A 23,275-nucleotide genomic window follows, 5' to 3' on the forward strand; every position below is an offset into this window, starting at 1 on the left:
CCGTTGGCAGGCACACCGATCGCGGGGACGGACAAAGGGCCGGCACCAGCGTGTTTCAGAACCGGCCTTCCTGGAAATCCACGAAGGCCTGCATCAGTTCCTGCCTGGTGTTCATCACGAACGGACCATGGCGCATGACCGGCTCGCGCAGCGGCCTGCCGGCGACCAGAATCAATCGCGCCCCCCCTGCGGCGGCGCGCAGCTGCAGCAGTTCGCCGCCTCCGAGCACCGCCATTTCCTGCCGGTCAACGGGCCGCGCGTCATCACCGTCGCCAATCGTCAGCCCGCCTTCGAACACATAGGCGAAGGCGTTATGCCCTTCCGGCAGCACGTAGTCCCACGCCGTCCCTGCGTCCAGCTGCACGTCCAGGTACAGCGGATCGGTCGCCGGCTGCACGATCGGGCCGACCGTGTCGCCCACCTGCCCCGCGATCACCTTGACCTGCACGCCCGGCGCAGGCTGCGCCACCGGAATGCGGTCCGGCGCGAATTCCTGGTACTTCGGGTCGGTCATCTTGTCGCGCGCCGGCAGGTTCACCCACAACTGGAAGCCGCGCATCTGCCCCGATTCCTGCTCGGGCATTTCCGAATGCACCAGGCCACGGCCGGCGGTCATCCACTGCACGCTGCCCGGGGTGAGCAGGCCTTCGTTGCCGTGGTTGTCCTTGTGCCGCATGCGCCCATCAAGCATGTAGGTCACGGTCTCGAAGCCGCGATGCGGGTGGCTGGGGAAGCCGGCAATGTAGTCTTCGGCGCGGTCGGTACCGAATTCATCCAGCAGCAGGAACGGGTCCAGGTCGGGGAGCGAGGGGCCGCCGATCACCCGGGTCAGGCGCACGCCGGCGCCGTCGGAGGTGGCCATGCCACGGATGGTGCGCGTCACGCGCACCGGGGTTGGGCTGCTCATGTTGACTCCGGCAAGAGGATACTGGGTACAAGATGGGCGCGGCGCCCGGAGGCGCCAACCGTCATGCCCGCAACCGATTGTTCCAAGCGTGGTGTTTCGTACCCGTGTACGACCAAAGTACTAGCGGCAAGCCTCCGCACGCGCATTGACCCGGTCACTGCCAGGGCGGACCCTTACGGAGTTCTTCAGGGAGACGCAATCTCATGAAAGGTTTTTCCAAGCTGGGTTGGGCGGCGCTCGCGCTGCTCGGCGCATTCTGTCTTGGCACCGTCGCATTGCGGCGGGGCGAACACATCAACGCGCTGTGGATCGTGGTCGCCGCAGTCTCCATCTACCTCATCGCGTATCGCTTCTACAGCCTGTTCATTGCCGACAAGGTGATGCAGCTCGATCCCACCCGGGCCACCCCGGCAGTGATCAACAATGATGGCCTGGACTACGTGCCGACCAACAAGCACGTGCTGTTCGGCCACCACTTCGCGGCCATCGCCGGTGCAGGGCCGCTGGTAGGCCCGGTGCTGGCGGCGCAGATGGGCTACCTGCCGGGCTTGCTGTGGCTGGTGGTGGGCGTGGTGCTGGCCGGCGCGGTGCAGGACTTCATGATCCTGTTCATTTCCAGCCGCCGCAACGGGCGTTCACTGGGTGACCTGGTGCGCGAGGAAATGGGCCAGGTGCCCGGCACCATCGCGTTGTTTGGCGCCTTCCTGATCATGATCATCATCCTGGCGGTGTTGGCGATGGTGGTCGTGAAGGCACTGGCGGAAAGCCCGTGGGGCATGTTCACGGTGATTGCGACGATGCCCATCGCGATCCTGATGGGCATCTACATGCGCTACATCCGGCCGGGCAAGATCGGCGAGATTTCGGTGGTGGGATTGATCCTGCTGCTGCTGGCGATCTGGTACGGCGGCAAGGTGGCGGCAGACCCGGTCTGGGGCCCCGCCTTCACCTTCACCGGGATCCAGATCACGTGGATGCTGATCGGCTACGGCTTCGTGGCATCGGTGCTGCCGGTGTGGCTGCTTCTGGCACCGCGCGATTACCTGTCGACGTTCCTGAAAATCGGCACGATCGTAGCGCTGGCGATCGGCATCCTGATCGTGATGCCGGAGCTGAAGATGCCGGCGCTGACCCAGTTCGCGGCCAGCGGCGATGGTCCGGTGTGGAAGGGCGGGATGTTCCCGTTCCTGTTCATCACCATCGCGTGTGGTGCGGTGTCGGGCTTCCATGCGCTGATCGCCTCGGGTACCACGCCCAAGCTGCTGGCCAATGAGCGCCACATGCGCTACATCGGTTACGGCGGCATGCTGATGGAATCGTTCGTGGCGGTGATGGCGCTGGTGGCGGCATCGATCATCGATCCGGGCATCTACTTCGCGATGAACAGCCCGGCGGCGGTGATTGGCGCCGATGCGGTCTCGGCGGCGCATTACATCACCACGACGTGGGGCTTCACGATCACGCCGGAGCAGCTGGAGGCGACGGCGGCGGCGATTGGCGAGCCGACGATCCTGCACCGTGCCGGTGGCGCGCCGACGCTGGCGGTCGGTATCGCGCAGATCCTGCACCAGGCCATTCCCAGCGGCAGCAACGCGATGATGGCGTTCTGGTACCACTTCGCGATCCTGTTCGAGGCGCTGTTCATCCTGACGGCGGTGGATGCGGGTACGCGTGCGGGCCGCTTCATGCTGCAGGACCTGCTGGGCAATTTCATCCCGGCGCTGAAGAAGACCGAATCGTGGACGGCGAACATCATCGCGACGGCAGGTTGCGTTGCGCTGTGGGGCTACCTGCTGTACACGGGCGTGGTGGATCCGTTCGGTGGCATCCAGACGCTGTGGCCGCTGTTCGGCATCTCGAACCAGATGCTGGCGGGTATCGCGCTGATGCTGGGCACGGTGGTGCTGTTCAAGATGAAGCGTGACCGCTATGCGTGGGTGACGGCGGTGCCAGCGGTATGGCTGCTGATCTGCACGACGTATGCGGGGCTGATCAAGATCTTCGACAGCAATCCGGCGCAGGGCTTCCTGGCACAGGCGCACAAGTTCCAGGATGCGATCGCCAGTGGCACGATCACGGCACCGGCCAAGTCGGTGGGGCAGATGCAGCAGATCGTGGTGAACGCGTATGTGAACACGGGTCTGACGGTGCTGTTCCTGTTCGTGGTGTTCTCGATCCTGGCCTATGCGATCAAGACGATCGTGGTGGCCCGTCGTACGCCGCAACGCACGGACCGTGAGACGGAATACGTGGCGCTGCAGCCGCACCAGATGGCGGACCTGTGATGAGTACGGGTCTGGTTCCGGTCGGGCAGTACCAGGCGCACCGCCGCATCTGGCGGCGCCTGGTGCAGACCGCACGTCTGTGCTGCGGGATTCCTGATTACGACAACTACGTGCGGCACGTGCTGGAGAAACATCCGGACCGCACGCCGATGGACTACAAGACGTTCTTCCGCGAGCGTCAGGAAGCGCGTTACGGCGGCCGTAACGGCGGTCGCTGCTGTTGAAACGGTTGTTCTCTTGAAACGGTAGGTCTCGACCGTTGGTCGGGACGGCTTCAAAACCGAAAAGGCGGCGCATTCGCGCCGCCTTTTCTTTGGCTGTGCATTCCTATCGGCAATGGCGGGCCGACGGTGGGGGTGCGGGACACGCCGTGAACCCATCCATGGGGGCTTGTAGAAAACATCCATGTTTTCTACAGTCCCGCACCCCCACCGCCGCCCCGCCATCCACAGTTTCCAGATGACGGAACGGAAAAGCGGTAGCGCCGGCCGTTGGCCGGCCCTCGCGATGCTGATGGTGTCGTTATGCTCCGGCCATCCATTTAAGAATCAAGCCGGTTACATACGCCAAACCGGTTCCGGTGGCGTAACCAACGGTGCCCAGCAACACACCGACTGGCGCCAGGCTCGGATGAAACGCCGCTGCCACCACTGGTGCTGATGCGGCTGCGCCAATGTTGCCCATCGAGCCGATGCCGAAGAAGAACAACGGCGCCTTGACCAGCTTGGCGACGGTCCACAGCACCAGGATGTGGGTGAGCATCCAGATCACGCCGAGCAGGAACAGCCACCGGCGATCCAGCAGGGACAGCAGGTTCATCTGCATGCCGATGCAGGCGATGAGGAAGTACAGGAACACGGTGCCCAGGCGGGATGCGCCTGCCGATTCGAGCCTGCGTGCACGGGTGAAGCTCAGGCCCAGGCCCACCAGGGTGGAAAGCAGGACCACCCAGACGAAGGCGCTGTCGAGGCTGAACTGGCTGGCCCAGCTGATGTTGGCTTTGAACCAGGCGCTCAGCGGGGCGGCGATGGCGTGGGCAAGGCCGACGCCACCGAGGGCGACGCCGACGATCAGCATGAGGTCGGTGAGGCTGGGAATGCGGGCGTTCTGGGCCTCGTAGGCACTGATGCGCGCTTTCATTTCGTCGATGGCGCGGGTGTCGGCACCGTTGCGGGTGTCGATCTGGGTGGCGCGGTTGGCAAGGAACAGCAGGACGGCCATCCACAGGCTGGCGCAGGCGACGTCGACGACAGCGAACTGGCCGAAGGTGGTGGCGTCGGTGCCGAATACTTCGCGCATGGCGACCATGTTGGCGCCGCCACCGATCCAGCTGCCGGCCAGTGCGGCCATGCCGGCCCAGGTATCGCCGGCCATGGTTTCGGGGTGGATCCAGGACATCATCTGGAAGGAAACCACGGCGCCGAGCATGATGCCGAAGGTGCCGGCGCAGAACACGATGAGCAGTTTGGGGCCGAGCTTGAGGATACCCTTGAGGTCGATGGAAAGGGTGAGCAGGACCAGGGCGGCGGGCAGCAGCACGTCGCGGGCGATGGGGTTGTAGAGGGCGGTGTTGTGCCCGTCGATGACGCCGGCGGTGTTGTAGATGGCCGGGATGAAGTAGCACAGCAGCAATGCGGGAACCCACGCGAAGATTTTCTTCAGCAATGGGGTCGGGCCGCTGGCGGCCCAGAAAATCAAGGCCAGGGTGGCAGCGATAAGGCCAAGGCCCACAATGTCGTTGGTGATGAGGGCAGTACTGGGTTCGGTCGGCATGCGATCCTCTGTCGATCGAAAGGGCAAAAAAAAGCGCCGCATGAGGCGACGCTTTCCTGAGCTTAACATTGTCCCTGCTTCGCGCCACGTTGCGCTGCCGCGCAATGGCTAGCTGTGCCCGGGCAGCGATGCGCTCAGATCGAGGATGACGCGCGTTCCACGCGGTTCGCTCTGTTCGATGGTGAGTGCCCAGCCGAGGTGTTCGCACAGGCGGCTGATCAGTTCCAGGCCGATGCCGCTCTGCCCGTTGCGATCACCGCGGGCCAGGCGTGCGTAGACCGCGGCGATTTCTTCCGGGCTCATGCCTTCGCCCGGGTCCTGCAGGGTGACCACGGCACGTTCGGATACGTTGATGGTGATGGTGCCGCGGCCGCTGTTCTCGATGGCATTGCGCAGCAGGTTGCCGATGGCGGCCTGGACCACGCCCAATGGCGCGATGATGTCCACGTTGGCCAGACCCTGCACGGCGATCTGCAGGTCCTTGTCGCCCATCAGGTGGCGGTGGTCTTCGATGATGTCCGGCACCAGCTGGTGCAGCGGGATGCGCTCCTTCAACGCGGCCAGGCGCGCCGGTTCGCGCGCAAGCACCAGCAGCAGTTGGATCAGCTGTTCCACGCCTTGGGCAGTGCGATGGACGCGCTGCATCTGCTGGCGCGCGCGGTCCGGCAGCGCAGGCTGCTCCAGCGCCAGTTCGGCCGCGCCGGTGATCACCGCGATGGGGGTGCGCAGTTCATGGCTGGCGGTGCTGATGAAGACCCGTTCGCGTTCGACGAACTGTTCGTTGCGGGCCAGGTAGTCGTTGAGCGCGGCGGCGATGACGTACAACTCGGAACTGCCGCGCGGATCAACCTCGACACGCTGCCCGGGGACGCCGGGCTTGAGGCCGTCGATATGACGGGCCAGCGAGCGCAGCGGGCTGACCAGGCGGCTGACACCAAACGAGGCCATCACCACCGTCACCACGATCATCACCACGCTGGCCAGCATCACCCAGCGGGTGGCGAATTCTTCCAGGTCGTGGAAGTCGTTGATGTCCAGCACCAGTGCAAGACGGCCCTGCCCGGGGGTGTCGCGCACCATCACCGCGCTGGCCCGACCGGCGATCTCGACGCCGTCATGCAGCCCCGGGTGCAGGGTGCGCAGGATCGGCGGAAGCTCGGGACTGTCATCGACCGTAAACAGGCGCAGGGTGTCCGAGTCCTGCCAGCGGTAGTGCGGTTCGTGTTCGATGTGGCTGACAATGCTGTCCAGTTCGGAGTTGAGCAGCGCGCGCCACGCCGAGTGCTCGGCGTGTTCGTGCACGTAGTTGCCGACGCTGAACACTGCCAGCGAGATCATCGCCAGGTAGCCCAGCAGCCACCACACCAGCCGCCGATGCAGCGGCGCAGGCTTACGCAGTTTCATCGGCGCCTTCAGCGGCTGCCGCGCCCAGCCGATAGCCCACGCGTGGCAGGGTGTGGATGAGCTTGCGCTGGAACGGGCCGTCCACGCTGCGGCGCAGTTCGTAGATATGGGAGCGCAGCAGGTCGCCGTCAGGCAATTCATCGCCCCACAGCGCGAATTCCAGCTGCTGGCGGGTGACTGCCGCCGGGCTGGCACGCATCAGCACTTCCAGCAGTTTGCGGCAGGCCGGGTACAGGTGCAGGGCCTGCCCATCGCGCTGCGCCTCCAGCGTGGCCAGGTCCAGGGTGAGGTCGGCCACTTCCAGCACCTTGCGCGGGTTGCGCCCCTGCGCGCGCACGCGCAGCGCTTCCAGGCGGACTTCAAGTTCGGGCAGGGCGAAGGGCTTGGTCAGGTAGTCGTCGGCACCGGCGCGGAAGCCGGCGATCTTGTCGGGCAGATCGTCGCGCGCGGTGAGCATGATCACCGGCACTTCCGAGCCGTGTTCGACGCGCAGGCGGCGCAATACGTCCGGCCCTTCCATGCGCGGCAGCATCCAGTCCAGGATCAGCGCGTCGTAGTTCTGGGTCGCGGCCAGGTGCAGGCCGGTGACGCCATCGGGGGCGACGTCGAGGACGTGACCACGCGCTTCGAAATACTCGAACAGGTTGGCGACCAGTTGGCGGTTGTCTTCGATGACCAGGAGCCGCATGCGTCCGGAACTCGGGGGTGATGGCCGCCATGGTAGCCCCGGGAATGTCGGAATCCAGTCGCAATTGCCCCGATTCGACGCTTTTCTTACATTGCTTCGGCGAAAGTGCCTGCTCTTCCGGGAACTCCGTGCCCTCCTTGCCGACACAATTGACGCGCCATCGGTGGCACCTGCTCACCTGCCTTGCCCTGTTGCTGGCCCTTGCGGCGGGAATCGGCCTGCGCGCCCCTACCCCGCCGGATGAACCCCGTTTCGTGCTGGCCGCACGGGCCATGGTCGAGACCGGGCAGTGGCTGCTGCCGCACCGGGGCAGCGAACTCTACGCCGAAAAACCGCCGGTTTTCATGTGGATCCAGGCGGCCACCTACCAGTTGATCGGCCACTGGAACCTGGCCTTCCTGCTGCCCTCGTTGCTGGCCGCGCTGGCCACGCTGTGGCTGAGCGGGGACCTGGCCCGGCGCCTGTGGAACCGGCGCATCGCGTGGTGGGCGGTGCTGGCCCTGGCCAGCTGCCTGCAGTTCGGGCTGATGGCCAAGCGCGCGCAGATCGACATGGTGCTGGTTGCGCTCACCACCCTGTCGCTGTGGGCGCTGCTGCGCCACCTGCTGGAACGGCCGAACACGCCGATGCTGTGGGTGGCCGGCATCGCCGCCGGTCTCGGCACGGTCACCAAGGGCGTGGGCTTCCTGCCACTGCTGGTGCTGCTGCCGTGGGCGCTGTGGCGCTGGCAGGGCCACCCGCGGCCTGGCACTGCCCTGCCCCGCGCGCGGTCCCTGTTGTGGCTGATACCCGCCTTTCTGCTCGGCACCGCCGTGTGGCTGGGCCCACTTGGGATCGCACTGCTCAATGATCCCTCGCCCGAGCTGCAGGGTTATGCCCGCGAACTGCTGTTCAAGCAGACCGGCACCCGCTATGCCAATGCCTGGCACCACGTGCAGCCGGCCTGGTACTACCTGCAGGTGATTGCCACGCTGTGGCTGCCGGGCAGCCTGCTGCTGCCCGCGCTGCTGCCGGGCTGGTGGCGGCGCCTGCGCCGGGGCGATGGCCGCTGGTGGCTGCTGCTGGGCTGGGCGTTGCTGGTGCTGCTGTTCTTCACTGCCAGCCCCGGAAAACGCGAGGTCTACATCTTCCCGATGCTGCCGGCACTGTGCGTGGCCGCCGCGCCGCTGCTGCCCGGCCTGCTGCGCCGCCCGGGCCCGCGCTGGCTGCTGCTGGCCTACGTCCTGGTACTGGGCGTGGCGGCGCTGGGCATCGGCGCGCAGTTGCTTGGGGACGGCGCCTGGGCGCATGCACAGCTGGCCCGGCGCGGCATGCCGCAGACCCTGCTGCCGGTGCTGGGCGGCTGGCTGCTCGGCTTCGGCGTCGTGGTGCTGCTGCTGGCCGCATGGCTGCGCCAGCGGCGTGCCGGCGCGCTCGCGGTGCTGACCACGTTGTTGCTGTGGAACCTGCATGGCTGGGGCCTGATGCCTGCGTTGGGGCCTTACAGCTCGTCGTCCGCGCTGATGCACGAGGTGGGCGAGCGGATCGGCCCGTCGGCCGAGCTGGGCGCACTCGCCTGGCGCGAGCAGAACCTGCTGCAGGCCGACCGGCCGGTGACCGACTTCGGGTTCAAGCGCCCGTGGGACGAGCAATGGCATGACGCTGGCCCCTGGCTGGCGCAGGCGCCGCACAACCGCTGGCTGCTGGTACTGGAACAGGCGATCAGTCCGTGCGTGGACCGCGCGCAGGCGGTGAACATCGGCAGCGCCAACCGCAACCAGTGGTGGCTCGTGCCCGGCACCGCGTGGAAGGCGGCCTGCCATGCGGAGCTGTCCAAGGATGCAGCCGCCGGCGTGGACGACGGCGACTGAATCGCAGATGCACGGCGCGGCCGATTAACGCGCGGGGAACATCGCTCCGACCGGTCTCCGACACGCCGCTGACGACCATGGCGCCGGTTTTCCCGCCGGCTCCGACTTCATGCTTCCCGTTCCTGCTGCGTCCCTTCCGCTCGCCACGCATGACCCTTCCGGCACCCATCGCTTCCTGCGCAGCCACCTCGCGTGGCCGCTGCTGGCGGTGCTGGCCACCAGCGCACTGCTCATGGCCGGCGGTGGCGACCAGTGGCTGGCCGATCAGTTCTATCGCATGGAGGGCCATCACTGGCTCCTGCAGAATGCATGGGCCACCAGCCAGCTGATCCACAAGGGCGGCAAGTGGTTGAGCGCAGCGGCAACGCTGCTGGCCGTCGTGCTGTGCTTCCATGCATGGCGCCACCAACGCGCCGCTGCATGGCGCTGGCCGCTGCTGTATCTGGTGCTGGCCGTCGCACTGGGCACCGGCGTGGTGTCGCTGCTGAAGTCGATGACCAACATGGACTGCCCGTGGGACCTGGCGCGCTACGGCGGCATGCGCGACTACGTGGGCCTGTTCGCCACCCGCCCGCACGGCATGCCGCGCGGCGCGTGCTTTCCGGCCGGGCATTCCAGCGCCGGTTTTGCCTGGGTCAGCCTGTATTTCTTTGCGCTGCTGGTACGTCCGGCGTGGCGCTGGCGCGGCCTTGCCGCAGGGCTGGTTGCCGGCGGCGTGTTCGGTATCGCGCAGCAGCTGCGCGGCGCGCATTTCCTGTCGCATGACCTGTGGACGCTGGCAACCTGCTGGACGGTGTCGCTGCTGTTGTTCCTGCTGGTACGCCGCATTGCGGGAGCACGCGCATGAATGCCAATGCCATCGCCTCGCGCCTGCCGCGCCTTGCTTCGCTGTCCGCCCTGCGCCATTGGCGCCCAACCTGGTCCACCGAAACCCTGATCGCCCTCACCAGCGTGTTCTTCGCGCTGGCCTGCAACGCCCTGTTCTGGCACAGCGCGATGGCCACCCACCCGGGCAGCCTGCGCTTCGCCCTGTCGCTGCTGTTGCTGCTGGTCGGCGCGCACAGCCTGCTGATGGGCCTGCTGGTGTGGCGCTGGAATGCGAAGGTGATGATCGGCGTGCTGCTGCTGGGCACCGCGATGGCTGCCCATTACATGGGCAGTTACCACATCTACCTGGATGCGGACATGCTGCGCAACGTGCTGGCAACCGACCACAAGGAAAGCCGCGAGCTGATCACCCCCAGCCTGATCGCCCCGCTGGTGCTGCTGGCGGCGCTGCCCATGGTTGTGCTGTCGCGCGTGCAGCTGCTGCGCCGCAGCTGGGGCAAGGCACTGCTGTGGCGTGCCGGCTTCCTGCTGTTGTCGGCGGCCATTGCACTGGGCGGTTCACTGCTGTCGTTCCAGGAAATGTCGGCGCTGATGCGCAACCAGCGCGAAGTGCGTTACCTGGCCACGCCCGGCAACTACCTGCTGGGCCTGCCCAAGGCGCTGCGCGGCGACAACCCGATCCAGCGCGCACCGAAGCTGCCGATCGGGCTGGATGCCAAAGCAACACCGCGCGCGGCCGACAGCAAGCCGCGGCTGCTGGTGATCGTGATGGGCGAAACCGCACGCGCGCAGAACTGGGGCTTGAACGGATACGCCCGGCAGACGACGCCGCAGCTGGCGCAGACCAGTGCGATCAATTTCCCGGACATGCATTCGTGCGGTACCAGCACGGAAGTGTCGCTGCCATGCCTGTTCTCGCCCTATGGCCGCCACGATTACGATGAGAAGAAGATCCGCGCGCACCAGTCGCTGCTGCACGTGCTCGACCATGCCGGCATCGCCACGCTGTGGCGCGACAACCAGTCCGGCTGCAAGGGCGTGTGCGAAGGCCTGCCGATGCAGGCGTTGGACGATGCCACCCACTCCACCCTGTGCGCCAACGGGCGCTGCATGGATGAGATCCTGATCGACAAACTCGCCGAACAGGTCCGTGCCAGGCCGGGCGACCGCGTGGTGGTGCTGCATCAGCTGGGCAACCACGGCCCCAGCTACTTCGAGCGCTACCCCGCCCGCTTCCGCCGCTTCACTCCGACCTGCGACACCCCGGACCTGGGCAAGTGCAGCCGCCAGGAAATCACCAACAGCTACGACAACGCACTGCTGTACACCGACCAGCTGCTGGCCCACACCATCGGCACGCTGCAGGGCATGCAGGATTACGACACCGCGATGATCTACCTGTCCGACCATGGTGAATCGCTCGGCGAGAAGGGCCTGTACCTGCACGGCGTGCCGTACGCGATCGCCCCGCAGGAACAGACCCGGGTGCCGATGACGATGTGGTTCTCGCCCGGCTTCGCTGCCAGCCGCGGCCTGGACCTGGCCTGTGTGCGCCGGCGCGCCAGCCAGTACACCGACCATGACAACATATTCCCGTCGGTGCTCGGCCTGATGCAGGTGAAAACCTCGCTGTACCAGCGCGACCGCGACCTGTTCGCCGGCTGCGGGCGCTGACGGGACCTGTGGCCCTTGCGGTGCGGCGGCGGCCCCACTAGCCTTCGCCGGTCTGTCACCACCCAAGGATGTCCCCGTGAAACACCGCCCGCTCCTGCTGGCCCTGGCTGTCGGTGCTGCCGCACTGACGCTGGCGGCCTGCCAGAAGGAACCGTCCCCGGCCGATGCTCCGGCCGCAGGCACCGCCGCGCCGACCGAAACCGCGGACCAGTTCATCGCCCGCGTCAACGCCGAGTACAAGGCCCTGTACCCGGAAATGACCTCGGCCCAGTGGCTGTCCTCGACCTACATCAATGACGATTCCGAGCGGGTGGCGGCCAAGGCCAACGAACGCTGGCTGACCATTCTCAATGGTTGGATCGCCCAGGCCGGCAAGTACGACGGCCAGCCGATGAGCGAGGACACCAAGCGCCAGATCCACCTGCTCAAACTGATGACCGCCATGCCGGCGCCGCGCGACCCGGCCAAGCTGGGCGAACTGACCCGCATCGCCAGCCGCATGGAAGGCGCTTACGGTTCGGGCAGGTACTGCACCGATGAAGCCAACCCGGCCACCTGCCGCCAGCTCGGCGATCTCGAACAGGTGCTTGCCAGCAGCCGCGACTACGACAAGCAGCTGGACGCCTGGCAAGGCTGGCACGCCACCACCAAGCCGATGCGCGCCGATTACCAGCGCTTCGTCGGCCTGGTCAATGAAGGGGCCAAGGAAATGGGGTTTGCCGATGCCGGCCAGATGTGGCGCAGCGGCTACGACATGCCGCCCGAGCAGATCGGCCCGGAGACCGACCGCCTGTGGGAACAGGTCAAACCGATGTACGAGCAGCTGCATTGCTACGCCCGTACCAAGCTGGACGGCACCTACGGCAAGGACAAGGCCGAAACCGAAGGTGGCCTGATCGCCGCGCACCTGCTGGGCAACATGTGGCAGCAGGACTGGTCCAACCTGTGGGATCAGCTTGAGCCGTACCCGGGCGCGGGCAGCCTGGACATCACCGCCGCGCTGGAGAAGCAGTACCAGACCAACCTCAGCGGCGCGCTGGCCAAGGCCGGCGGCAGCAACGCGAACGTGGAAGCGCTGTACAAGGCGCAGCGGGAGGCCGAACTGCGTACCGCCAAGCAGATGACCGAACGCGCGCAGGACTTCTACGTGTCGCTGGGCATGCCCGCCCTGCCGAAGTCGTACTGGGACAAGACCCAGTTCATCAAGCCGCTGGACCGTGACGTGGTCTGCCACGCCAGCGCGTGGGACATGAACATGGAAGGCGACGTGCGCACCAAGATGTGCATCAAGCCGAACGAAGAAAACTTCACCACCATCTACCATGAGCTGGGCCACATCTATTACGACCTGGCCTACAACCCGCTGCCGCCGTTGTTCCAGGGCGGTGCCAACGATGGCTTCCACGAAGCGATCGGCGACACCATCGTGCTGGCGATGACCCCGCAGTACCTGAACTCGATCGGCCTGGTCGACAAGCCGCAGGAAAGCCGCGAGGCGACCATCAACGCGCAGATGCGCATGGCCCTGAGCGGCGTGTCGTTCCTGCCGTTCGGGCTGATGATCGACCGCTGGCGCTGGGGCGTGTTCGATGGCTCGATCACCCCGGACCAGTACAACAAGGCGTGGTGGGACCTGAAGGCCAAGTACCAGGGCGTGGCCCCGGCCTCGGCGCGTGGCGAGGAGTTCTTCGATCCCGGCGCGAAGTACCACGTCCCGGGCAACACCCCGTACACGCGCTACTTCCTGGCGCGCATCCTGCAGTTCCAGTTCTACAAGGGCCTGTGCGATGCGTCCGGTTACAAGGGCCCGCTGCACCAGTGCAGCTTCTACGGCAACAAGGAAGCCGGCCAGAAGTTCTGGGCGATGCTGAGCAAGGGTGCCAGCCAGCCGTGGCAGGCCACGCTGAAGGAAATCACCGGGGGCGACAAACTCGATGCCGGCCCGATGATCGAGTACTTCACCCCGGTCAACGACTGGCTCAAGCAGCAGAACCAGGGCCAGATGTGCGGGTGGCAGCCACCCGCCGCAGCGGCGGCAGCGCCGAAAGCTCCGTAAACGAAAAAACCGGCCATTGGCCGGTTTTTTTTTGCGCGGTTGGTTGTCAGGACTTCGGTTTCAACGACGCGGCCAGCTCGGTCTTGAACTGCTCGAAATCCTTGCCCTCGGCCTTGGCCTCGGCGTGCGCGGCGTCTTTCAGCGCATCCGAATACACCAGGCGCACCGGGGTGCCCTGGCGCTCATGCAGTTCGGCGGCCTGCATGATCAGCGCCAGCACGCGGGCGGCGCTGGGGGTCTGCCCGGCGATGCGGCCGTCCATGCCCAGCACCCATTCGCCATCGCGGCGGACCACGCCGGCCAGCAGCGTGCGTTGCTGGTCGCGCAGTTCGGCATGCGGCTCCACCGGCGACGCGTTGGCCTTTTCACGATTGGCCGCTTCGGTTTCGCGGCGCTTGCGCAGATCACGGCGCAACTTGGAGGTGGTCGACATCAGGACTTCCGGACTTCAACAGATGGGGAAAGGATAGCGCACCGGCTCAGGCCAGCCCGGCCAGGGCCTCGCGGCGGCGTTCGCAGCGGCGCTCCCAGAACCAGAAGCTGGCGCCTATGGCAAAGAAGCCGGCGTAGCCCAATGCCAGGTGCAGCGGGGTATGGCTGAGCAGCGGCGAGACCACCCCGGCCACCACGGTGTTGATCATCAACTGCAGGAACATCTGCATCGACGAGGCAAGGCCGCGCTGGTGCGGGTACATGTCCAGCACCGCCAGCGCCAGGATCGGGAAGATCAGCGCCATGCCCACGCCGCCGATGAAGATCGGCAGCACCGCCCACGGCAGCGCGATCTGGCCCACTGCCAGCACATAGGCCAGGTTGACCAACGCCGATACCGCGCACAGGCTGAACCCGATCCCGACCTGGCGCGCCGCCGTCATCCGCCCGGCCATGCGCCCGGACAGGAACGAACCCGTGGTCATGCCGCCGATGGTGGGAATGAACAGCCAGGCAAAGCCGCCCTCGCCCAGCTGCAGGTGCTGCATCACGAACACCGGCGCCGAGGCGATATACAGGAAAATGCCGGAAAAATTGAACGCACCGGCCGCAGCCAGGCGCAGCAGCCGCGGGTTGGTACCCATCTGCACGTAGCTGCGCAGCAGCGCGCCGGTGGACAGCGGCGTGCGTGCTTCGACCGGGTGCGTTTCCGGCAGCCACTTGCTGGTAGCCGCCAGCAGCACCAGCGCAAACGCCACCAGGAACCAGAAGATCAGCGGCCAGTCGCCGCCGCCGAGCAGGATCCAGCCCCCGATGATCGGCGCGATCGCAGGCGCAATCCCGAAGATCATCGAGACCTGGCTCATCAACCGCTGCGCGTCGGCACCGTGGTACAGGTCGCGGATCACCGCACGACCGACGATCACGCCCACCCCGGCGGTCACGCCCTGCAGCGCGCGGAACACCAGCAGCGTGGTCAGGTCGCGCGACAGCGCGCAGCCAATCGAAGCGGCGATGAACAGCACCAGCCCGCCCAGGATCACCCGCCGGCGACCGAACGCGTCCGACAGCGGGCCGTGCGCCAGGCTCATCAGGCCGTAGAACAGCAAATACACGCTGACCGTCTGCTGCACCGCGACCTGGTCGACCTGCATGCGCTCGCCCAGCAGCAGGAACGCCGGGAAAATGGTGTCGATCGAGAACGGGCCGAACATGGCCAGGCCGGCGAGCAGCAGGGCCAGGCGGCGGGTAGAAGGTGAGGCGGGTGTCATCGGGTCTTCCGTCAGCGGCCGCGCGTGAACGCACGGAAGGCGCCGGCCGCAGCCTGCGGTGGCGCCTGATGAATACGAGGATCAGGCCATGATAGGCCGTCCGCCTGCCTGGCACCATGCCCGGCAGCCGGTGATGGAGCGGTATGCACCCCCTGTTCATGTGCCGGACGGCCGTTGATGGGCGGGGCTCTGGGCTATAATCGCCGGGCTACATGGTGGGAGAAGCGGCGCTTTGTATTGAAGCCCCGCTGCCGAAGGCGCAACGCCCGTAATCGCTCAGGCCCGATACCACCCGCACCAAAACTCTGGAGAGACCGGCCAGTGCCGGCGCCGAAGGGGCACGAAGCACGCAGCCGCGCGCTTCTAAACTCTCAGGCAAAAGGACAGAGGGGCACCCAGGAAGACCGCAGGGTCCGGTGGACCGTTGTCGCCCACGACACGCCCCGTCCGCGCTTCCGAACGTGCGTGCCCACTCTTTTGGATGCCAGCCATGTCCCAGAACACCCCCTCCCTGCGCGAGCTTGAACACCACCACGCGTTCGTCGAACGCCACATCGGCCCCAACGACGCCGAAATCGCGCAGATGCTCGACGTGGTCGGCCACGCCTCGCTGGACGCACTGACCGACGCCATCGTGCCGTCGGGCATCAAGTCGCCGGCCGCGCTGGCGCTGCCCAGCTCGCTGACCGAAGTGGAAGCGCTGGCCAAGATCCGCACCATCGCCGACAAGAACCAGGTGTTCCGCACCTTCATCGGCCAGGGCTACTACGGCACCCTCACCCCGAACGTCATCCTGCGCAACGTGCTGGAAAACCCGGCGTGGTACACCGCCTACACCCCGTACCAGGCCGAGATCTCGCAGGGCCGCATGGAAGCGCTGATCAACTTCCAGACCCTGTGCGCCGACCTGACCGGCATGGAGATCGCCAACGCTTCGCTGCTGGATGAAGCCACCGCCGCGGCCGAAGCGATGACCCTGGCCAAGCGTTCGGCCAAGAGCAAGTCCGACACCTTCTTCGTGCACGATGCCGTGCACCCGCAGACGCTGGAACTGTTGCGCACCCGCGCCGAGCCGATGGGCATCGTGCTGCGCGTGGGCACCCCGGCCGAGGCCATGGAAGCCGAAGCCTACGGCGTGCTGCTGCAGTACCCGGACACCTTCGGCCACATCGGCGATTACAAGGCACTGGCCGATGCCGTGCACGCGCGTGGCGGCCTGGTCGCCGTGGCCACCGACCTGCTGGCGCTGACCCTGATCGCCGCCCCCGGCGAATGGGGCGCGGACATCGTGGTGGGCAACTCGCAGCGCTTCGGCGTGCCGTTCGGCTTCGGCGGCCCGCACGCGGCGTTCATGGCCTGCCGGGATGCCTACAAGCGCTCGATGCCGGGCCGCCTGATCGGCGTGTCGGTCGATGCCCAGGGCAATGCGGCCTACCGCCTCACCCTGCAGACCCGCGAGCAGCACATCCGCCGCGAGAAGGCCACCTCCAACATCTGCACCGCGCAGGTACTGCTGGCGGTGATGGCCTCGATGTACGCCGTGTACCACGGCCCCGACGGCCTGACCCGCATTGCCCGCCGCACCCACCGCCTGGCCGCGATCCTGGCGGCCGCGCTGCGCACCGCCGGCGTCAACGTCGGTGAGCAGTTCTTCGACACCCTGCACGTCAAGGACATCGACGCCGCAGCGATCCACGCCAAGGCCGCCGCCGCCCGCATCAACCTGCGTGCGATCGACAGCGAAGCGGTCGGCATCAGCCTGGATGAAACCACCACCCGTGCCGACATCATCGCGCTGGGCCGGCTGTTCGGTGCCGACGTCGACGTGGAAGCACTGGACGCGACCACTGCCGACGCCCTGCCGGCCGGCCTGGTCCGCACCAGCGCGTTCCTGACCCACCCGGTGTTCAACACGCACCACAGCGAACACGAGCTGCTCCGCTACCTGCGCTCGCTGGCGGACAAGGACCTGGCAATGGATCGCACCATGATCCCGCTGGGCAGCTGCACCATGAAGCTCAATGCCACCGCCGAGATGATCCCGGTGACCTGGCCGGAATTCGCCAACATCCATCCGCTGGCCCCGGCCGACCAGGCCGCCGGTTACAAGGAACTGATCGACGGGCTGGAAGCGATGCTGGTGGAGTGCACCGGCTATGACGCGGTGAGCCTGCAGCCGAACTCCGGCGCGCAGGGCGAATACGCCGGCCTGCTGGCGATCCGCGCCTACCACCGCTCACGCGGCGAAGGCCACCGCGATGTCTGCCTGATTCCCGATTCGGCGCACGGCACCAACCCGGCCTCGGCGCAGATGTGCGGCATGAAGGTGGTGGTGACCAAGACCGACGGCAATGGCAACGTCGATGTGGAAGACATCCGCATCAACGCCGAGAAGTACAGCGACCGCCTGGCCGCGATCATGATGACCTACCCCTCCACGCACGGCGTGTTCGAGGAAGAAGTGGTCGAGATCTGCGAGATCATCCACAAGCACGGCGGCCAGGTGTACACCGACGGCGCCAACATGAACGCCCTGGTTGGCGTGGCCAAGCCCGGCAAATGGGGCTCGGACGTCTCGCACCTGAACCTGCACAAGACCTTCTGCATTCCGCACGGCGGCGGCGGCCCGGGCGTGGGCCCGTGTGCGGTCAAGTCGCACCTGGCCCCGTTCCTGCCGGGCAAGCTGGGCGACAACGGCCCGGTGGGCATGGTCAGCGCGGCCAGCTTCGGCAGCGCCTCGATCCTGCCGATCAGCTGGATGTACATCACGCTGATGGGTACCGAAGGCCTGCGCAAGGCCACCCAGGTCGCCCTGCTCAACGCCAACTACATCGCCAAGCGCCTGGCCCCGCACTTCAAGACGCTGTACACCGGCCGCAACGGGCTGGTGGCGCACGAGTGCATCCTGGACGTGCGCCCGCTGGAGAAGACCTCCGGCGTGGCCGCGGAAGACGTGGCCAAGCGACTGATCGACTTCGGTTTCCACGCCCCGACCCTAAGCTTCCCGGTCGCCGGCACGTTGATGGTGGAGCCGACCGAAAGCGAATCGCTGCACGAGCTGGACCGCTTCATCAACGCGATGATCCAGATCCGCGAGGAAATCGCCGCGATCGAAGACGGCCGCCTGGACCGCGAAGACAATCCGCTCAAGCACGCCCCGCACACCGCCACGGCGGTGTCGGCCAGCGAGTGGTCGCACGCCTACCCGCGTGAACTGGCCGCCTTCCCGCTGGCCAGCCTGCGCCAGCAGAAGTACTGGCCGCCGGTGGCGCGCGTGGACAACGTGTACGGCGACAAGAACGTGATGTGCGCCTGTATCCCGGTGGATGCGTACAAGGAAGACGAGGGCGTGGAGGTTTGATTCCTCCAGCCTGGTGAAACGAAGGCGGCCCGCGCAAGCGGGCCGTTTTTGTTTACCAGGACGCATAGGGCCACGCCCTGCGTGGCTGCTGCTCGGCGCCAGATGCCGATGGATTCATGCAAGAAGCACAACGCGAACAACGCCAGACTGCGAGGCCCTTTGCATTGAGCTGATTCCCATGGTGCACACAACATCCGGCGGTGATCAAACGGATTGCCTGCAGGGGCGCTGAAAACGAAACGGCCCGCATTCGCGGGCCGTGTCATTTCCATCCTGCAGGCGTTAGACGTCCTGCCGGTTCCGACGCACCCGCCGTGCCACTTCGCTGGTGATCGCGATCACCGCGGTCAGCGCGGCCATCGACAGGAACTGCACGCGGGTGTGGGCTTCGGAGAGCAGCAGGCCGAAGATCAGCGCCAGCACGCACAGGCCGAGTACGGTCAGGTACGGGTAGCCGGCCATGCGGAATGGCAGGCGGGTGCCGTCGCGGTTGGCGCGGTGGCGCAGGATCAGCTGCGACAGCAGCGAAATCGTCCACACCAGCAGACAGGTGGAGCCCACGATGTTCAGCAGCACCGGCAAGACCTTGTCGGGGAACAGCAGCTCCATCACCGTGGCGGCGAAGCCGAACAGCACGCTGGCCAGCACCGCGATGATCGGCACGTGGCGTGGGTCGGTCCAGCCCAGCACCGCCGGGGCTTCGCGGCGGCGCGCCAGCGAGTACATCATGCGCGAGGCGCCATACAGGTTGGCGTTGAGCGCCGACAGCAGCGCGATCACCGCGATCAGGGTGATGGCCGTGGCCGCCCCCGGGATGTTGGCTACCTGCAGCACGGCGGCGAACGGCGACTTCAGCGCTTCGCTGGTCCAGGGCACCACGGCGATGATCACGCTCAGCGAGCCGATGTAGAACACCAGGATGCGCCAGGCCACGGTGCGGATGGCACGGGCGATGCTGCGCTCGGGGTCTTCGGTTTCGGCCGCGGCGACCGCCACGATCTCGGTGCCGCCGAAAGCGAACACCACCACCAGCAGCGCCGCGCCGATCCCGGCCAGGCCGTTGGGGGCGAACCCACCGTGCTGGGTGAAGTTGCTCAGGCCCGGCGAGACCACGTCCGGCAGCCAGCCCATCAGCAGCGCCACGCCGATCAGGATGAACCCGATGATGGCGGCCACCTTGAGGATGGCGAACCAGAACTCGAATTCACCGAAGTTCTTGACCCCCAGCAGGTTGATCGCAGTGAAGAACAGCATGAAGGCCAACGCCGCCATCGGTACCGGAATGACCGGCCACACGGTGGCCAGCAGGCCGGCCGCGCCAACCGCTTCGGCGGCGATCACGATCACCAGCTGCACCCACCACAACCAGCCCACCGTGGCGCCGGCAGTGGCGCCCATGGCGTCGGCGGCGTACACCGAGAACGCGCCGCTGGTCGGCTTGGCCGCGGCCATCTCACCCAGCGCGTTCATCACGATGATCACCAACGCACCGGCGACCAGGTAGGACAGCAGCACGGCGGGTCCGGCGGCCTGCACGCCCACGCCGGAACCCAGGAACAGGCCGGCGCCGATGGCGCTGCCCAGGCCCATCATGATCAGCTGGCGGGGTTTGAGTGAGCTCCCGAGGCGGGTGTCGGCGGGTGCGGCGGCGGAGGCCGGAATCTGGGATGCGGGCATCGGAATCGATTGGCGGGCAACAGGTGCGACACCATACCTTGTCCAGCCGGAAGACGGGATAGGGGCAGTGCCCATGCCCCTGTAATCAGGCCTCTGCGCGCTCCGCGATCTGGGCGCGATAGGCCCGTGGCGACACCCCGACCTCGGCCTTGAACTTGCGGGTGAACGCGCTCTGGTCGGTGAACCCGCAGGCCTGGCCGATGCTGGCGATGGTATCGCTGCCGTGCAGCAGATGCACGGCCATCTGGATACGCAACCGGGTCAGCACCTGCTGCGGGGTCATCTGGAACACCCTGCGGAAGGTGCGTTCCAGCTTGGACAGCGAGAACCCGGTGATATCCAGCAGCGTCTGCATGCGCACGTTTTCGGCGTAATGCGCGTTCAGGTGCGCCAGCGCCAGCCGCAGCTGCTCATAGTGGGTGCCCAGACTGTCCTTCTGCCCCAGGTCGCGCGAGATGCCGATCAGCCCCCGGATCTGCCCATCCACCAGCAGCGGCCGCTTGCAGGTCAGGCACCAGCCCGGCTCGCGGTTGGCGAACAGGTGCAGCTCCATCAGGTTCTCGATCACCTTGCCAGCCAGCACCTGCGCATCCTGGGTAGCGTAGTCCGCGCCCAGCCCGGTGGGGTAGATCTCGGCGGCGGTGCGCCCGATCACCTCCTTGCGCGATTTCAGCCCCAGACGGCGCAGCATGGTCTGGTTGATGTGCGTGTAGCGCCCTTCGCGATCTTTCATGAAGAACAGTACGTCGGGGATCGCATCGAACAGGGCTTCGATGTCGGCAGGTTCAACGCGCATGCGGGAGCGGCTGGAGGGTGGACACGGTGACAAGGATACCCGCCCTGCCGCCGGCCGGTTCCGCCCCCGGTGCCCGGCGTGAAGCGCAGGTGCAAGCCATGTCGGATTCTCCGACCGGCGATTAACGCGCCGGTCGCCAGTCTCGGGGATTGAACCCCTGCCCGCTCCCGGAGTCGCCTGATGGCCACCAGCAAGCAACGTACCAAGCCCCTCCCCTCGGCCGATGCGCGCGGCGAGGGTGACGAACTGCACCAGCGTGCCGGCGGAGGCCACCCTGCGCTGACCACCAATCAAGGCATCCCGGTCGCCGACAACCAGAACTCGCTGCGCGATACCCCGCGCGGGCCGACGCTGCTGGAAGACTTCATCCTGCGCGAGAAGATCACCCACTTCGACCACGAGAGGATCCCGGAGCGCATCGTGCACGCGCGGGGCAGCGCTGCCCACGGCTACTTCGAACTGACCCGTTCGCTGCAGCAGTACACCCGTGCCCGGGTATTGACCGAGGTCGGCGTACGCACCCCGGTGTTCACCCGCTTCTCGACGGTGGCCGGCGGCGCAGGCTCGGTCGATACGCCGCGCGACGTGCGCGGCTTTGCGGTCAAGTTCTACACGCCGGAAGGCAACTGGGATCTGGTAGGCAACAACATTCCGGTGTTCTTCATCCAGGACGCGATCAAATTCCCCGACCTGATCCATGCGGTGAAGATGGAGCCGGACCGTGCCTTCCCACAGGCCGCCAGCGCCCACGACACATTCTGGGATTTCGTCTCGCTGATGCCCGAGTCCATGCACATGATCATGTGGGCGATGAGCGACCGCACCATTCCGCGGTCGCTGCGCACCATCGAAGGCTTCGGCATCCACAGCTTCCGGCTGATCAATGATGCCGGCGAATCCACCTTCGTCAAGTTCCACTGGCGGCCGAAACTGGGGCTGCAGTCCACCGTGTGGGACGAGGCAGTAAAACTGCAGGGCGCCGACAACGACTTCCACCGCCGCGACCTGTTCGAGGCGATCACCGGCGGCGACTTCCCCGAATGGGAGCTGGCAGTACAACTGTTCACCGAGCAGGAAGCCGAAGCCTTCCCGTTCGACCATCTCGATTCGACCAAGATCATCCCCGAATCGCTGGTGCCGTTGACCGTGATCGGGCGGATGGTGCTGGACCGCTGGCCCGACAACTTCTTCGCCGAAACCGAACAGGTGGCTTATTGCCCGGCAAACGTTCCACCGGGCATCGACTTCAGCAACGACCCGCTGCTGCAGGGCCGGCTGTTTTCTTACCTGGACACCCAGCTCAGCCGCCTGGGTGGCCCGAATTTCCACCAGATCCCGGTCAACGCCCCCAAGTGCCCGTTCGCCAACCATCAGCGCGATGGCCACATGCAGATGAACATCCCCAAGGGCCGGGTGGCGTATGACCCCAGCTCGCTGCAGGGCGACAGCCCGCGTGAAACCGCCGCAGGGTTCCCGAGCCACGCCACCCCGGCCGACGACGGCCGCAAGGGACGCGTGCGGGCGGCCAGCTTCGCCGATCATTACAGCCAGGCGCGCATGTTCTTCCGCAGCCTGGAAGCACCGGAGCAGGCCCATCTGGCCTCCGCCTTGGTGTTTGAGCTTTCCAAGGTGGAAACGGTGGCCGTGCGCGAACGCACTGTCAGCCACCTTCGCAACATCGACGAGTCGCTGGCCAAGCGCGTGGCCGATGGCCTGGCGATGCCCGCCCTGCCCGATCCTGCACCTACCGCTACCCCGGCCAAAGACATGCCCAAGGCCCCGGAAGTCCGCGTAATCGGTCGCAACAAGGATCTGCTGAAGGGCCGCTGTGTCGGCATCCTGTTCGATGAGGGCTCCGACGCCGGGCTGATTGGCAACCTGCGCAAGGCAGCGGAGAAAGCGGGCGCGAAGGTCAAGCTGGTTGCGCCCAAGGTCGGCGGCGGCAAGCTCAGCGACGGCAGGCTGCAGCCTGCCGATGGCCAGCTTGCCGGCACGCCCTCGGTGGTGTTTGACGCCGTGGCGATCGTACTGAGCGCCGACGCCGCCAAGCGCCTGACAAAGGAGTCGGCCGCGATCGATTTCGCCGCCGACGCCTGGGCCCACCTCAAGGCAATCGCTGCGGACGAAGGAGCGCAACTGCTCCTCAAGACCGCCCGCGTCGGCAAAGACAACGGTGTAGTCGAGGCAGAAGACGCCAAGGGGTTTGTCACCGCCGCCGCCACCCGCCAGTGGACCCGTGAACCGAAGGTCCGCACCCTTGCCTGAAGGAGACC

General features: G+C 66.5%; 16 protein-coding genes and 1 riboswitch. Of the genes, 8 read left to right on the plus strand and 8 right to left on the minus strand.

Going from position 1 to position 23,275, the window contains the following annotated elements; translation table 11 throughout:
- Window positions 1-55 precede the first annotated feature (55 nt).
- On the minus strand, window positions 56-907 hold the full coding sequence (locus tag ACTJI4_RS17080) for a pirin family protein (RefSeq protein ID WP_440870033.1): 852 nt from the start codon (window positions 905-907) through the stop codon (window positions 56-58).
- Between the two features lie 203 nt (window positions 908-1,110).
- Between ACTJI4_RS17080 and ACTJI4_RS17085 the strand changes: the two genes are divergently transcribed.
- Both ACTJI4_RS17085 and ACTJI4_RS17090 read left to right on the plus strand, forming a co-directional pair.
- Entirely contained in the window at window positions 1,111-3,192 is a 2,082-nt protein-coding gene (locus tag ACTJI4_RS17085; protein WP_440870034.1) for a carbon starvation CstA family protein, read from the plus strand.
- Window positions 3,192-3,416, plus strand: coding sequence for a YbdD/YjiX family protein (locus ACTJI4_RS17090; protein ID WP_068853636.1), 225 nt, complete (start codon window positions 3,192-3,194; stop codon window positions 3,414-3,416). Before ACTJI4_RS17085 ends, ACTJI4_RS17090 begins: the two co-directional genes overlap by 1 nt.
- A gap of 298 nt (window positions 3,417-3,714) precedes the next feature.
- On the opposite strand, the gene ACTJI4_RS17095 is transcribed toward ACTJI4_RS17090, so the two are convergent.
- The 3 genes from ACTJI4_RS17095 to ACTJI4_RS17105 form a co-directional block, all read right to left on the minus strand.
- Complete coding sequence (locus ACTJI4_RS17095) at window positions 3,715-4,965, minus strand: DUF819 family protein (protein ID WP_440870063.1); 1,251 nt, start codon at window positions 4,963-4,965, stop codon at window positions 3,715-3,717.
- A gap of 108 nt (window positions 4,966-5,073) precedes the next feature.
- Window positions 5,074-6,369 (minus strand): sensor histidine kinase, encoded by a 1,296-nt coding sequence (locus ACTJI4_RS17100; RefSeq protein WP_392920519.1) that lies wholly within the window; start codon window positions 6,367-6,369, stop codon window positions 5,074-5,076.
- Complete coding sequence (locus ACTJI4_RS17105; RefSeq protein WP_392920522.1) at window positions 6,356-7,057, minus strand: response regulator transcription factor; 702 nt, start codon at window positions 7,055-7,057, stop codon at window positions 6,356-6,358. Before ACTJI4_RS17105 ends, ACTJI4_RS17100 begins: the two co-directional genes overlap by 14 nt.
- Window positions 7,058-7,194: 137 nt before the next feature.
- Here ACTJI4_RS17105 and ACTJI4_RS17110 point away from each other — a divergent pair, with 137 nt between their 5' ends.
- From ACTJI4_RS17110 to ACTJI4_RS17125, 4 genes are all read left to right on the plus strand, one after another.
- Window positions 7,195-8,907 carry an ArnT family glycosyltransferase gene (locus ACTJI4_RS17110; protein ID WP_440870035.1) on the plus strand — a complete coding sequence of 571 codons (1,713 nt, stop codon included), beginning with the start codon at window positions 7,195-7,197 and terminating at the stop codon, window positions 8,905-8,907.
- 109 nt (window positions 8,908-9,016) lie between these two features.
- Window positions 9,017-9,754 carry a phosphatase PAP2 family protein gene (locus ACTJI4_RS17115; protein WP_440870036.1) on the plus strand — a complete coding sequence of 246 codons (738 nt, stop codon included), beginning with the start codon at window positions 9,017-9,019 and terminating at the stop codon, window positions 9,752-9,754.
- Window positions 9,751-11,409 (plus strand): phosphoethanolamine transferase, encoded by a 1,659-nt coding sequence (locus tag ACTJI4_RS17120; protein WP_440870037.1) that lies wholly within the window; start codon window positions 9,751-9,753, stop codon window positions 11,407-11,409. Before ACTJI4_RS17115 ends, ACTJI4_RS17120 begins: the two co-directional genes overlap by 4 nt.
- Window positions 11,410-11,485: 76 nt before the next feature.
- A complete protein-coding gene (locus ACTJI4_RS17125) occupies window positions 11,486-13,465 on the plus strand; it encodes a M2 family metallopeptidase (protein WP_392920534.1) in 1,980 nt (659 codons plus the stop codon).
- A gap of 46 nt (window positions 13,466-13,511) precedes the next feature.
- Here ACTJI4_RS17125 and ACTJI4_RS17130 read toward each other — a convergent pair whose 3' ends face one another.
- On the minus strand, window positions 13,512-13,898 hold the full coding sequence (locus tag ACTJI4_RS17130; RefSeq protein WP_392920537.1) for a hypothetical protein: 387 nt from the start codon (window positions 13,896-13,898) through the stop codon (window positions 13,512-13,514).
- A 46-nt stretch (window positions 13,899-13,944) separates the two neighbouring features.
- Complete coding sequence (locus ACTJI4_RS17135) at window positions 13,945-15,168, minus strand: multidrug effflux MFS transporter (RefSeq protein ID WP_392920540.1); 1,224 nt, start codon at window positions 15,166-15,168, stop codon at window positions 13,945-13,947.
- A gap of 295 nt (window positions 15,169-15,463) precedes the next feature.
- Window positions 15,464-15,565, plus strand: a riboswitch (glycine riboswitch).
- Between the two features lie 84 nt (window positions 15,566-15,649).
- On the opposite strand from ACTJI4_RS17135, the gene gcvP reads away from it, so the two are divergent.
- Window positions 15,650-18,529 carry an aminomethyl-transferring glycine dehydrogenase gene (gene gcvP, locus ACTJI4_RS17140; protein WP_440870038.1) on the plus strand — a complete coding sequence of 960 codons (2,880 nt, stop codon included), beginning with the start codon at window positions 15,650-15,652 and terminating at the stop codon, window positions 18,527-18,529.
- 282 nt (window positions 18,530-18,811) lie between these two features.
- On the opposite strand, the gene ACTJI4_RS17145 is transcribed toward gcvP, so the two are convergent.
- Together ACTJI4_RS17145 and ACTJI4_RS17150 are read right to left on the minus strand one after the other, a co-directional pair.
- A complete protein-coding gene (locus ACTJI4_RS17145; RefSeq protein WP_392920546.1) occupies window positions 18,812-20,206 on the minus strand; it encodes an amino acid permease in 1,395 nt (464 codons plus the stop codon).
- A gap of 85 nt (window positions 20,207-20,291) precedes the next feature.
- Window positions 20,292-21,002, minus strand: coding sequence for an AraC family transcriptional regulator (locus tag ACTJI4_RS17150; protein WP_392920549.1), 711 nt, complete (start codon window positions 21,000-21,002; stop codon window positions 20,292-20,294).
- A gap of 180 nt (window positions 21,003-21,182) precedes the next feature.
- Between ACTJI4_RS17150 and ACTJI4_RS17155 the strand changes: the two genes are divergently transcribed.
- Entirely contained in the window at window positions 21,183-23,267 is a 2,085-nt protein-coding gene (locus ACTJI4_RS17155; RefSeq protein WP_440870039.1) for a catalase, read from the plus strand.
- Window positions 23,268-23,275 lie beyond the last annotated feature (8 nt).

The organism is Stenotrophomonas sp. 22385 (genome assembly GCF_052045085.1).
In the GTDB taxonomy this organism is placed as follows: Bacteria; Pseudomonadota; Gammaproteobacteria; order Xanthomonadales; family Xanthomonadaceae; genus Stenotrophomonas.

Bases quoted from the DNA above. Each gene is read 5' to 3' on its own strand.
- ACTJI4_RS17155 (WP_440870039.1), top strand. From the start codon at position 21,183: ATGGCCACCAGCAAGCAACGTACCAAGCCCCTCCCCTCGGCCGATGCG.
- ACTJI4_RS17080 (WP_440870033.1), bottom strand. From the start codon at position 907: ATGAGCAGCCCAACCCCGGTGCGCGTGACGCGCACCATCCGTGGCATG.
- ACTJI4_RS17100 (WP_392920519.1), bottom strand. From the start codon at position 6,369: ATGAAACTGCGTAAGCCTGCGCCGCTGCATCGGCGGCTGGTGTGGTGG.
- ACTJI4_RS17090 (WP_068853636.1), top strand. From the start codon at position 3,192: ATGAGTACGGGTCTGGTTCCGGTCGGGCAGTACCAGGCGCACCGCCGC.
- ACTJI4_RS17085 (WP_440870034.1), top strand. From the start codon at position 1,111: ATGAAAGGTTTTTCCAAGCTGGGTTGGGCGGCGCTCGCGCTGCTCGGC.
- ACTJI4_RS17150 (WP_392920549.1), bottom strand. From the start codon at position 21,002: ATGCGCGTTGAACCTGCCGACATCGAAGCCCTGTTCGATGCGATCCCC.
- ACTJI4_RS17120 (WP_440870037.1), top strand. From the start codon at position 9,751: ATGAATGCCAATGCCATCGCCTCGCGCCTGCCGCGCCTTGCTTCGCTG.
- ACTJI4_RS17130 (WP_392920537.1), bottom strand. From the start codon at position 13,898: ATGTCGACCACCTCCAAGTTGCGCCGTGATCTGCGCAAGCGCCGCGAA.
- ACTJI4_RS17145 (WP_392920546.1), bottom strand. From the start codon at position 20,206: ATGCCCGCATCCCAGATTCCGGCCTCCGCCGCCGCACCCGCCGACACC.
- ACTJI4_RS17095 (WP_440870063.1), bottom strand. From the start codon at position 4,965: ATGCCGACCGAACCCAGTACTGCCCTCATCACCAACGACATTGTGGGC.
- ACTJI4_RS17135 (WP_392920540.1), bottom strand. From the start codon at position 15,168: ATGACACCCGCCTCACCTTCTACCCGCCGCCTGGCCCTGCTGCTCGCC.
- gcvP (WP_440870038.1), top strand. From the start codon at position 15,650: ATGCCAGCCATGTCCCAGAACACCCCCTCCCTGCGCGAGCTTGAACAC.
- ACTJI4_RS17115 (WP_440870036.1), top strand. From the start codon at position 9,017: ATGCTTCCCGTTCCTGCTGCGTCCCTTCCGCTCGCCACGCATGACCCT.
- ACTJI4_RS17105 (WP_392920522.1), bottom strand. From the start codon at position 7,057: ATGCGGCTCCTGGTCATCGAAGACAACCGCCAACTGGTCGCCAACCTG.